Raw genomic sequence first — 11,878 nt, 5'->3', positions numbered from 1 at the left:
CACTAATGAATGTATGGCAAGATTTAAGTTACCAGGTATTTAACTTGGACAACACGCTATTCAAAACATTTAGACATTTGTTTTCCAAACCAGAAGTTGTTGTTGAAAGCTATATATCAGGAACACGAAAAAAATACATGAACCCAATAAGCTATTTTGCTATTGCGGTAACACTTTCGGGGGTCTTATTTTTTGTGCTTAGGAATGTATATGATGTGGAACTAACACGTAACAGTTTCACCGAAGCCCAGACGCCAAACTTGGATTTTGTGTTTGACTATCAAGGGTTACTTTCTTATATCATAATGCCCATTTATGCTTTAATGACCTGGCTACTTTTTATTGACAAGAAAAAGCTCAATTATACAGAACACTTGGTAGCCAATGCTTATATAACAGGTCAGACTTCTTTCGTTCAAGTACTGCTTTGTTTACCCTTATTTGGTTTTTTTGACATTAGATACGATATTTTCAATTGGGTATTCTTGCTTGCGATTGTGGTGTACCAATTCTTTGTTTTTGGAAGAATACACCAAACCCGATTTTTAAGCACCTTGTTTAGAGGGTTGGTCTACTTAATTCTATTTGTTATAGTAATGCTTGCCCTAGGAGTGGTAATTGTGCTGCTAGCAATGCTAATGGGACAGTTCACTATAGAAGACTTTGCTCCAAAATAGTTTAGGCAACTTCTTCAGCCAAAAATTGAGCTTCATATAAATCACTATAATAACCGCCATTTTTAAGAAGTTCTCGGTGCGTCCCTATTTCAACAATTTTTCCAGCATCCATTACAATAATTTTGTTTGCCTTCTTGATGGTTGCCAATCGGTGCGCAATAATAATAGATGTGCGCCCTTCTGTAATTTTATCCGTAGCTTTTTGTATCAATTGTTCAGAATAGGTGTCTACAGATGAAGTGGCCTCGTCCAAAATTAGAATGCTAGGATTGCTAACGTATGCTCTTAAAAATGCTATTAATTGACGTTGTCCACTAGAAAGCATGGTTCCACGTTCTTTAACGTTATATTGATACCCTCCCGGCAAACTTGAAATAAACTCATGCACTCCAATTTGCTTGGCAGCGGCCTCTATTTCTGATAGGGTAACAGATTCTTCTCTAAGTGAAATGTTATTTGCTATTGAATCAGCAAAGAGGAAAACATCCTGCAACACAATTGCAATATGAGAACGAAGTGACTTTAACGAATAGTCGCGTATGCTATGGCCATCAATTAAGATGTTTCCTGAATTTATTTCATAAAAACGGTTCAATAGGTTAATAATGGTGGACTTTCCAGCACCGGTCGCCCCTACTATTGCAACAGTCTCTCCCGCCTTTACATTAAATGAAATGCCATGTAAAACCTCTTCATTCTCAACGTAACCAAAACGAACATCAGAGAACTCAATGTTTCCTTTAACATCAGTTTTCTTCAATTTGCCTTCATCAGAAATGTGGCTTTCGGTATCTAAAATCTTAAATACTCTGTTGGCAGCAACCATCCCCATTTGTAATGTATTGAACTTATCCGCAATCTGGCGAAGTGGCCGGAAAAGTAAATCCATCAAGAAAAAGAATGCAAAAATGGATCCCGTATCATTTAAGGCAACATTTTCAATGTTTTGGATAACACCAAAATAAACCACTAAACCAATACCAATGGAATAGGAAATCTCTGCAATTGGAAAGAAGATCGAATTGTACCAAACAGTCTTCAACCAAGCATTTTGATGTTTTTCATTGATTTTTCTAAACTTCTCCTTTTCAATTTCCTCTCTATTGAAGAGCTGAACGATCTTCATTCCCGCAATTCTTTCCTGAACGAAAGAGTTAAGGTTAGAAACTTGGGCCCGTACTTCAATGAAAGCGATTTTCATTGCCTGTTGGAACAATCGCGTAGCCACAAGAATTATTGGCAAAATGGCAAAAACAATTAAAGCCAATTTCCAATTGATATAGATCATCACTGCCGCCCCTGAAAGCATTTTAAGCAAATCTGCCACTATAACAAAAAACCCTTGGCTAAAAATCTCCCCAATACGCTGCATATCTGCAACTGCTCTAGTAACCAAAACACCGATCGAGGAATTATCAAAGTATGTCATCTTAAAGCCCATCATCTTTTGAAAAAGTCTGATGCGAATATCTTTGATCACAGATTCCCCCAAGAGATTTGCATAATAGTTGAAAGAAAGTTGACATAATACCTGTCCAAATAAGGCACCCAGCATGGCGAGTACAACAAAAACCAGTTTTTCACTGTCTTTGTTGGATAACGCCTCATTAATGATATCTCTGACCAGAATTGGTGTTAAGACAGCAAAAGCAGCTGATAGGATAGCAACAATGGCCACGACCCAAAAAATAGTTCTATAGAGTTTAGTATGCGCAAAAACTCTTTTGAACAGACCAAAATCAAAGGCTTTTCCTATTTCATCATTCTTACTCATTAAATATATTTTTTGGGTATGAGACCTTAGTCAAATATAATCCTTTTGCGGGGACAGAAACTCCTGCTTCCCCCCTATTCTTACTTGTTATTATTGAATTGATTTCTTCCGGTTTCATCTTTGCAGTGCCAACGTCCAACAACGTGCCTACAACTGCTCTAACCATATTACGGAGAAAACGATCTGCGCTAATGGTAAAAATTAGTTTGTCCTCCTCTTTTTTCCATCCCGCCAGACTAATATCACAATTGAATGTCTTTACATCTGTATTGGATTTTGAAAAAGATTCGAAATCAGAATGCTCAAGTAAAAAAGAAGCTGCACGGTTCATGGCTTCAATATTCAAAGGTTGTTTAACGAAATGGGCAAAATCTGAATAAAAAGGGCTTTTTTCTTGGACCACCCAATATTCATAAGACCTTTCTATTGCATCGAACCTAGCGTGTGCATCTGATGTTACTGGGATAATTTTTTGAATAGATATATCATCTGGAAGGAAAGCATTAAGACGATATGCAAGTTCCTCTCTGTTCGGGATTAGATCAAAGTCAAAATGTGCAAACATTTCTTTGGCATGCACACCAGCATCTGTCCTACCTGCCCCAACCACTTCAATTTTATTTCGCAATAGGGTAGACATGGCATTTTCCAACACTTCTTGAACTGTAATGGCATTAGGTTGGTTCTGCCATCCATGATAAGCCTTTCCGAAATAAGAAAATCGGATAAAATATCTCAATTGGATTCTTTAAATTTAAGGCATTAAAGATACTTGAATCCCCCGCAAAAGATATCTAACCACTATTTTTTAGCATATTTTTAGCGTTATGACCAAAATTCTTTTGCTTTCAGATACTCACGGACACATTGACGAAGCTATTTTAAAATACGCCAAACAGGCAGATGAAATTTGGCATGCCGGTGATATTGGAAGCCTCGATGTTACAGACAAGCTTAAGGCTATTAGGCCCTTACGTGGAGTTTATGGAAATATAGATGACCACATCATACAGAAAGAGTTTCCAGAACACAACCGTTTTTTTTGTGAGGAGGTAGATGTATGGATAACGCATATTGGTGGTTATCCCAACAAATACAATGTTAGAGTGAGGGAGGATATAAAAAAGAACCCACCAAAACTATTTATCTGTGGCCATTCACATATTTTAAAGGTAATGAATGACAAAAAACTAAATCTATTGCATATGAATCCGGGAGCATGCGGAAAGCATGGGTTCCATCATGTAAGGACTATGCTCAGGTTTGTAATAAATGGAGACAAAATATCTAATTTAGAAGTAATTGAACTGGAAAAAAGATAACCTATGAAAGTAAAAGGTCATCTATTACTATTCATGTTTTTTGCAATTGCATGCTCTAAAAAAGAAAAAAAAGCAGTTCTTCATGCTTCTGCCCCCAAGTCGGGTGTTTCTCTTTACATTCTAGGAACCGCGCAAGATGGAGGAAGTCCACATATTGGTTGCAAAAAAGAGTGTTGTTCCATTTTATTTGAAAATCCAGATCATGAACGCAAAGTTGTTTCTTTGGGAGTTGTTGATCATGAAAATTCAAAATCATTCCTTTTTGAAGCCACTCCGGACATGCCTTCGCAACTAAGACTTTTAAAAGAACACTCCCAAAAAGATGAAGAAGCCCCTGACGGAATTTTCTTGACCCATGCGCACATAGGGCACTATACAGGTTTAATGTATTTAGGCAGGGAGGCAATGGGCGCTAAAGCAGTTGTGCTTTACTCAATGCCAAAAATGAAATCGTTCCTAGAAAACAATGGTCCTTGGAACCAGCTGGTAGACTTGAAAAACATACTTATTACAGAAATTGAAAACGAAAAAAGGGTACAGCTTACCTCAAACCTGAGTGTGATTCCTTTTACCGTTCCACATAGAGATGAATACTCGGAAACTGTAGGTTATAAAATCATCGGAAACCATAAATCTGCACTTTTTATTCCTGATATTGATAAATGGTCCAAATGGGAGAAAAGTATAGTTGAAGAGATAAGCAAAGTAGATTTTGCCTTTTTAGACGCTACTTTTCATGATGGAAAAGAGATAAACAACAGGGATATTTCAGAAATACCACATCCTTTTGTGATAGAAAGCACGAAACTTTTTGAAAGACTTCCGGACAAGGAAAAGGCAAAAATCCATTTTATTCATTTCAATCACACCAATCCTTTGCTCAATGATAATAGTGATGAATTCAATAACCTAATCAACCAAGGCTTTAACGTTGCTCAATTCAATAAAAAGATTGATTTGTAATTTCTTCTTTGTTCGTTTTTTTTGATGGTAAGATTTTTACATGTATTGCGTCTAAAGGAGCAAACAATTATTCAAAACAACATGAAAACACTTAGTTTAAAACTATTGACCATTACTGCATTTTTACTTTTGGCGTCTTGTGCGCAAAAAGCTAAAAAAGGAGAGACAACAGAGGTTGAGCCTGTTGAAGAAGTTTCTAAAGCCCCAGTTTATGACACAAACGAACCAAGGACGATTATGGCAGCCATTGCACACGCGCATGGTGGTTGGAACGATTTATGGAAAAAAGGAGATGTAGAATACACCTATGACTATAGATCAAATGGAAAAGCAGACGTATCCACAGAACGTTACATTTTTAACTCCGAAGCATCATACGGAAAGTACGCTCAACATGAAATCAATGTGATGCCTGATACAGAAGGTGAAGTAGTTCATTATTTTAATGGCAAGGAAACCGTTGTTTTTGTAAATAAAGAGAAAACTGAAGATCCCCAAGGCAATGCAGTGGGTGAGTTTTTAAGAAAGGCAAACCATTTTTGGTTTGTGATGCCATATAAATTGAACGATAAAGGAACCATTATCACTTATCAAGGCCAAGAAGGGTATAATGGCACAACTTATGACAAGGTTCACGTAACCTATGACCCTGCAATTACCGGAAAAGAACAAAATGACATCTACATTTTGTTTGTAAATCCAGAAACTAAAATGATTGATAGGTTTTTCTTTTCATTACCATTCTTGGGTGTTGAAGAACCTGTTATCCTCGCCAACTATGAATATGAGAATATAGATGGACAAATGATTTCAACAAAACGAACCTATTTTATGCCAAGCGAGCAAGGTTATGCAGACGAACCCAGCATTGTACAAACAATGACCAATGTAAAATTTGGCAATGGGTTTACTGAGGAAACATTAATGCAATAGTAAAGACCCTTTTGCATAATAAAAAGAAATAAAAAACCCGGCCAAGGCCGGGTTTTTCTCGCACTAATACTACTAAGATGTTAGGTTTAACGTAAGCGATCAACAGATTTTACAAGATCTTCATCCTTTTTGATAGCTCTGTTGGCCAGAACTAGAAAAACGATAGAAAATACAGGAATCAGCATCCCAATACCCTTCTCAGAAATAACATTTTCTCCGGATAAGTTTAGCGATCGGTAAACGAAAAATCCTAGTAAAAAAAGATTCAATATCATATTCAATCTGTTTACCACAAATTGATTTTGTCTGTTTTTGTACATAAAAATCGAAATCAAAGCTAAAGCTGCAGAGGCATAAAACCCAATACTGATCCACAATTCGCTTTTAGCAAAAAACTTCGTTCCATCGCCATCAATCCATAAATTCAATACAAACGGCAGTGCACCGGAAATTAGTGTCACTAAACCTAAAAAAAATGTTTGTATTCGCTGAATCATTGTTTAAATTGATATTGGATGGCAAAAATAAGTGTCTTTTCGGTAAATGACCTCTATTGTTGAAAAATAATTTGTATACTTGTGTCGTTATTAGCGAAGCACTTACCCAGGGAAATCTTTCCTATCGTAGTACCCCGATAACTTTTTACTTCAATTATACACATTATACAAGTTTAATTTATTCATTACTTAATGTTCGAGATTTCAGATCTAAAAGCTAAAAAGCTTCCTGAATTACAGGAAATTGCAAAAGGCCTCAATGTCCCAAAGTTTAAGACCCAAAAAAAACTGGACTTGGTTTACCAGATACTTGATGTGCAAGCATCCAATCCAAAAGTTTTGCAAGAAAGCGCTATAGTACCTAAAGAAAAAACTGCTCCAAAACCAAGAAGGGAAAGAGCTCCAAGACCTAAAAAAGAAACAAAGGAAATTGTTTCTGAAACTGTTGTTGAACCTGTTGTTGAACCTGCAAAGGTAAAAGCGGAATCGGAAACTGTTGAGAAAAAAGAGAATACACCAACAACGCAGCCCAATAAAAGGGAACCGCACAAGCAAGGTGGGGGGCAAAAACCTCAAAACAATAGAAGAAACAACCCTCATCAAAGAAATAGCGGCCATGAAAAAAAGAGCAGCAATTTTGATAAGGATTTAAAAAATAGGTACAAAGAACCTGAATTTGAATTTGATAGCATTATTGAAAGCGAAGGTGTTCTTGACATTATGCAAGATGGCTATGGCTTTCTTCGTTCTTCTGACTACAACTATTTGTCTTCTCCGGATGACATTTATGTTTCCCAATCGCAGATTAGGCTATTTGGCTTAAAGACAGGAGATACCGTACTGGGTAACGTAAGACCACCTAAAGAAGGGGAAAAGTATTTTCCTTTAATTAAGGTTAGCAAAATAAATGGATTAGACCCACAGGTGGTCAGGGACAGGGTTTCATTTGAACACCTCACCCCATTATTCCCTAAGGAAAAGTTTAAACTGGCAGAAAGACAAAGTACATTATCTACAAGGATAATGGATTTGTTCTCACCTATAGGTAAAGGACAACGCGGTATGATCGTTTCGCAACCGAAAACGGGTAAGACCATGTTGTTAAAGGATATTGCCAATGCAATTGCTGCCAACCATCCAGAAGTTTATCAAATTATCCTTCTAATAGACGAACGTCCTGAAGAAGTTACAGATATGCAGCGTAATGTGCGTGGTGAAGTGGTTGCCTCTACTTTTGACAAAGAAGCCACAGAACATGTCCGTGTTGCAAATATTGTGTTAGAAAAAGCAAAACGCTTGGTAGAATGCGGACACGATGTAGTCATTCTTTTAGATTCTATAACACGATTGGCCAGAGCTTATAATACAGTACAACCCGCCTCTGGAAAAGTATTGAGTGGTGGTGTTGATGCCAATGCCCTTCATAAGCCCAAACGTTTCTTTGGTGCGGCTAGAAATATTGAAAATGGGGGATCACTTTCCATTATAGCTACTGCTTTAACAGAGACAGGCTCCAAAATGGATGAGGTAATCTTTGAAGAATTCAAGGGTACCGGTAATATGGAACTGCAGTTAGACAGAAGAATTTCCAACCGAAGAATATTTCCAGCTATTGACCTTATTTCATCTTCTACGCGTAGAGATGATCTATTGCTGGATGAAACCACCATACAACGTATGTGGATCATGCGTAAATACTTGGCAGATATGAACCCTGTAGAAGCTATGGAGTTTATGGAACAGCGTATAAAACAGACCAAAAACAATGAAGAATTTTTGTTGACCATGAGTCAATGATCCATTGTTTCTAAAAGCTTGAAAATAGTAGATTTTAAAACCCTTTGAGTGATATCAAAGGGTTTTTTTATGTATTAATTTTGAAGAAAAAACATATCTTTAGAGCAGTTTCCTCATACTATGAACACTAAAACACTTACAAAATGAAAAACACAAGAAAAATAGCCACCCTTCTATTGGGTTCCATGTTTCTTATTTTAGGAGCTTGCCAAGAAAAAACTAAAAAAGAAGAACCACCACATGAAGAACCTAGAGAAAGAGTAAAACCACCAGAACAAATTATTTCCTTGGAAGAGTCCAAAGAACTGTATGACAATTATTCAAAGAATAGGGTAGAACTCATACAATCGTATGAAAGGGAAGAAAATGATGATGAAAAGTTTAAAGCAGCCAGATATACCTCATGGGATTATAAAACCCTAAAACAATATATGGCATTTATTGAACAAGAAGCAAAAGATGCCAAGGTCGATATCTCCACGGTTCGTTTTTATTTTGGCAACTACCCAAACAAAGAAAAATTCCCTGATGGAAAAAAAGTGGTGCACCCAAGACAAAACTCTATTTTTATGCTTCCCACCATAAAAATTGATAGCCTGGATTATGGATTCTATATAGGTGAGGATGGTAAGGCCAAATTAATCAAGGATGCTGTTGGTGCTAAAGGCATGGGGAGTATTTCTAAAAACGATGAAAAGTCTTATGCAGGTTTTGCTCCCAGCTTTTCTTCTCCACCTGCACTATTTGCAGGGCAAAGCTTGAATATGAATCATGGTTCTTCCGGACCTCCCCCAAACAACGATTTTTAGAATTACATGACCCAAGAGTTCATTCAATTTATTAAAGAACATTTTTATATACCCTTGTATTTACTTACATGGCTTATTGCTGTATATAGGTATAGAAGGTATTTTGATACAGTATTGAAATACCTTCCTATACTTATCATCTATACTTTTTTTACCGAACTCTTGGGTTACTTTATTAAAAACCATGCAGATTTTCAGTTTTTTTCAGACTATAGATATGATTGGCATAATGTCATCATATATAATATTTATCAGATAGTAACTTTTCTTTTCTTCTATTGGGTCTATTGGAAAACCTTAAAAAACAAATCTTCAAAAAAAATGATCAAGTATGGGGCTTATCTATGCTCTCTATCCTATTTGGTTAGCATTTTCTTTCAGAATCCATTGCACAAACAACTAACCTATGCTCATGCTATTGGTTCAGTAGCTTTGGTGTTGGCAATTATACTTTATTTTAAAGAAAAAAAATCAGAAGATAATCCTTATCCTCAAAAACACAATTTGCTATATTGGGTAAGCGCGGGTTTATTTGTTTTTTATACTTTTTTCCCTTTCATTTTGCTTTCAGATTATTTTAATTTTAGCATTTCCACCCAGTATCACCTTAGAATTACATTACTAACCTTTATAGCATTAATGTATTTGCTTTTCATTATTGGGCTTCTAATGGGAAAAAGAAAGGCTTTTAGGTAAGCCCTTTTCTGTTTTTACAATTACTTCCCAAATACCACATGTTTCACTTCTTTCACAACTTTATGTGGTCATTCATCGATTATAAATATAATTTTGTAAGTTTTTTCGTTCAAAAAAAGTAAAATTTATTTTATCGATTAAAACATGCCATTTATCGATACCTAAAAGTAAATCAACTAAAAACAAAATGTACCTCATTTAAGGGTACATACTTTTATTTAAAATTCGGATAGTAAATCCGCCAAATAGTTACAAAGATGAAGACATCCCAAATTGTTTTATCTGCTTTATGCTTGATCACAGCAATAACCTACACCTCTTGTGTAAAAGATAGCTTAGATGCCCCTGTTGAGCCAGACCCCCAAGGAGAAACCAACCCGCCTGTAGAAGAAATCCCTGTAGATGAGTTGGAACTTGCAGAATTACAAATACCAACTGATTTTGAGTTTAAGACGGAGAAAGAGGTAAGCTTAGTCATCAACGACAACACTTTAAATGTTAAATATGATGTCTATGCCTATAATGATGAAATAGTGATTGGTGAACAGATAACTTACCTAAACGAAGAAGACGAGGAAGAAACAGATTTTGATATTTCAGTGGATAACCTAAACCATCTTATTTTAAGCGGAGTTCCATCAGGTGGTAAAATTGAACATTCTTTTATAGTCCCAGACTATTTTGAAAAACTTTACATCCGCAGAAAAGAAGGTTTTAAATACTCATCGGCTGTAGTTGACATAGTTTCAAGTTTGGTCACCTATACATATCTACCCGATAATAGTGGAAAAAGAGCATCTAATGGTAAACCAATGGTAGAAGACTACTTGTACTGCGTTAACGGCGGAGGAGATTTATTCCAAGTAGATCCCGTAACAGGTGTTTATACCTTTATTTCCGATATGCCCATGGGAAGCTGGACAGCAGCCATTGACCAGGAAAACAAAATATTGTACTCCATAGGAAAGAGCAGCCCATATCCACTTATGAAATATGACATTGTCAACGACCTTTGGACTACCATTGGTAATGTTGGAAAAGGTGGCCCCAGATTAGATTTTAACAGTCAAGATGGGTTGTTATACTTTTCTACAGGAGAAAAACTATATACCATTGACCCCCAAAATGCCAATATTCTTTCAAATTGGGATATAAAAGGCTTAGACAAAAAGCAAGGAGGAGATTTAGCTTTTGCAGAGGATGGTACAATATTTCTTTGCTCGTTTTCTGGATTGTATAGACTGGCCCTAAATTCCAATGGAGATTATGATTCCACAAGAATCAGTGGTGAAGATCTGCCGTTCCAACCCACTTCCATGACATTTGACTCAAATAATGAATTATGGTTAGCCAATAATGGTGGAAATAGCAATCTAATTGTCATGGACACGGAAACCGGAGGATGGGAATATCGTTATGGCCCAAGTTCAACATCAGGCATAACATATGATAGAGCCATAAATGACTTGACCACATTCAGGATTTTTGATGAAGTTACTGTCGACCCCGATACAGATGGTGACGGAATTACCGATAGCAATGATGAGTATCCAGATGATGCTGACAAAGCTTTTGAGCAGTTTACCCCCAGTAAATATGGTTGGGGAACTTTGGCCTTTGAAGATTTATGGCCTTTTCTTGGAGATTATGATTTTAATGACACAGCAGTAAATTACCGGTTTGTGGCCGTATTGAATGCAGATAACATGGCCGTACAGTTAGATATCCATTTTGAGGTAACATCAGACGGAGCTGGCCTAATCAATGCCTTTGGTATAGAATTGGAAAGTATAGCCCCAAGTCTAATCGAATCTGTTACAGGAACCGTTTTGACAGAAAATTTTATCAACGTTGCGCCAAATGGGGTGGAACAAGGACAAAATAGAGCTGTAATAATATTATTTGATGATAACCACGCCATGTTAAACATACCTTCAATGGTGTCCATAAAATTTACAACTCCCATAACCACCAATCAGTTGGGCTTGGCGCCATTTAACCCTTTCTTAATTGTTAATGGGGACAGGGGCAAAGAAATTCATTTGCCAAACAGGTTCAGAACAACTTTGGGTGTGAATGATGCATCCGTAGAAGGCGTGAATAGAGATATTGATGGAAATTATCAAACCGACACTGGATTGCCATGGGCCATAAACGTTGTTCACAATTTTAAACCCCCAAAGGAAAATGTCCCAGTAAACCAAGCATATAATTTCTTTAATGAATGGGCCACTTCAGGTGGAACTTTGTTCCAGGATTGGTATAAAGATTCAAATGGTTATAGAAATGAATCGGAATTACAGGACTAGCCAGTTTAGTGATAATTATAAAAAAGAAACGCCTCATAAAGAGGCGCTTCTTTATGGTAATAGCCCCCAAAGGTAAAACCTTCTCCTTGCAACGTTTTTAA

At 36.6% G+C, this 11,878-nt stretch carries 11 protein-coding genes; 8 read left to right on the top strand and 3 right to left on the bottom strand.

The window, feature by feature from the left end; translation table 11 throughout:
- Positions 1-5 precede the first annotated feature (5 nt).
- Positions 6-677, top strand: coding sequence for a DUF3667 domain-containing protein (locus DKG77_RS07760; protein WP_165819367.1), 672 nt, complete (start codon positions 6-8; stop codon positions 675-677).
- A 1-nt stretch (position 678) separates the two neighbouring features.
- Here DKG77_RS07760 and DKG77_RS07755 read toward each other — a convergent pair whose 3' ends face one another.
- Complete coding sequence (locus tag DKG77_RS07755) at positions 679-2,451, bottom strand: ABC transporter ATP-binding protein (protein WP_109661899.1); 1,773 nt, start codon at positions 2,449-2,451, stop codon at positions 679-681.
- Positions 2,444-3,190, bottom strand: coding sequence for a tRNA pseudouridine(38-40) synthase TruA (truA, locus tag DKG77_RS07750; RefSeq protein WP_109661897.1), 747 nt, complete (start codon positions 3,188-3,190; stop codon positions 2,444-2,446). Before truA ends, DKG77_RS07755 begins: the two co-directional genes overlap by 8 nt.
- A gap of 88 nt (positions 3,191-3,278) precedes the next feature.
- Here truA and DKG77_RS07745 point away from each other — a divergent pair, with 88 nt between their 5' ends.
- From DKG77_RS07745 to DKG77_RS07735, 3 genes are all read left to right on the top strand, one after another.
- Entirely contained in the window at positions 3,279-3,773 is a 495-nt protein-coding gene (locus tag DKG77_RS07745) for a metallophosphoesterase family protein (protein ID WP_109661896.1), read from the top strand.
- A gap of 3 nt (positions 3,774-3,776) precedes the next feature.
- Positions 3,777-4,736, top strand: a complete 960-nt coding sequence (locus DKG77_RS07740; RefSeq protein ID WP_109661894.1) for an MBL fold metallo-hydrolase — start codon at positions 3,777-3,779, stop codon at positions 4,734-4,736.
- Between the two features lie 81 nt (positions 4,737-4,817).
- Positions 4,818-5,669 (top strand): DUF6503 family protein, encoded by an 852-nt coding sequence (locus tag DKG77_RS07735; protein WP_133248436.1) that lies wholly within the window; start codon positions 4,818-4,820, stop codon positions 5,667-5,669.
- A gap of 86 nt (positions 5,670-5,755) precedes the next feature.
- Here DKG77_RS07735 and DKG77_RS07730 read toward each other — a convergent pair whose 3' ends face one another.
- Positions 5,756-6,166, bottom strand: coding sequence for a DUF4293 domain-containing protein (locus DKG77_RS07730; RefSeq protein ID WP_109661890.1), 411 nt, complete (start codon positions 6,164-6,166; stop codon positions 5,756-5,758).
- Positions 6,167-6,358: 192 nt separating this feature from the next.
- Between DKG77_RS07730 and rho the strand changes: the two genes are divergently transcribed.
- The 4 genes from rho to DKG77_RS07710 all read left to right on the top strand — a co-directional run bounded on the left by rho (position 6,359) and on the right by DKG77_RS07710 (position 11,777).
- Positions 6,359-7,963, top strand: a complete 1,605-nt coding sequence (gene rho, locus DKG77_RS07725; protein WP_109661888.1) for a transcription termination factor Rho — start codon at positions 6,359-6,361, stop codon at positions 7,961-7,963.
- A gap of 143 nt (positions 7,964-8,106) precedes the next feature.
- On the top strand, positions 8,107-8,772 hold the full coding sequence (locus tag DKG77_RS07720; RefSeq protein WP_109661886.1) for a hypothetical protein: 666 nt from the start codon (positions 8,107-8,109) through the stop codon (positions 8,770-8,772).
- 6 nt (positions 8,773-8,778) lie between these two features.
- Positions 8,779-9,468 carry a hypothetical protein gene (locus DKG77_RS07715; protein ID WP_109661884.1) on the top strand — a complete coding sequence of 230 codons (690 nt, stop codon included), beginning with the start codon at positions 8,779-8,781 and terminating at the stop codon, positions 9,466-9,468.
- 257 nt (positions 9,469-9,725) lie between these two features.
- A complete protein-coding gene (locus tag DKG77_RS07710) occupies positions 9,726-11,777 on the top strand; it encodes an LruC domain-containing protein (RefSeq protein WP_109661882.1) in 2,052 nt (683 codons plus the stop codon).
- Positions 11,778-11,878: the final 101 nt, after the last annotated feature.

It is taken from the genome of Flagellimonas aquimarina (assembly GCF_003149745.1).
Classification (GTDB): domain Bacteria; phylum Bacteroidota; class Bacteroidia; order Flavobacteriales; family Flavobacteriaceae; genus Flagellimonas; species Flagellimonas aquimarina.
This window is presented reverse-complemented; position numbering and strand designations above follow the sequence as displayed.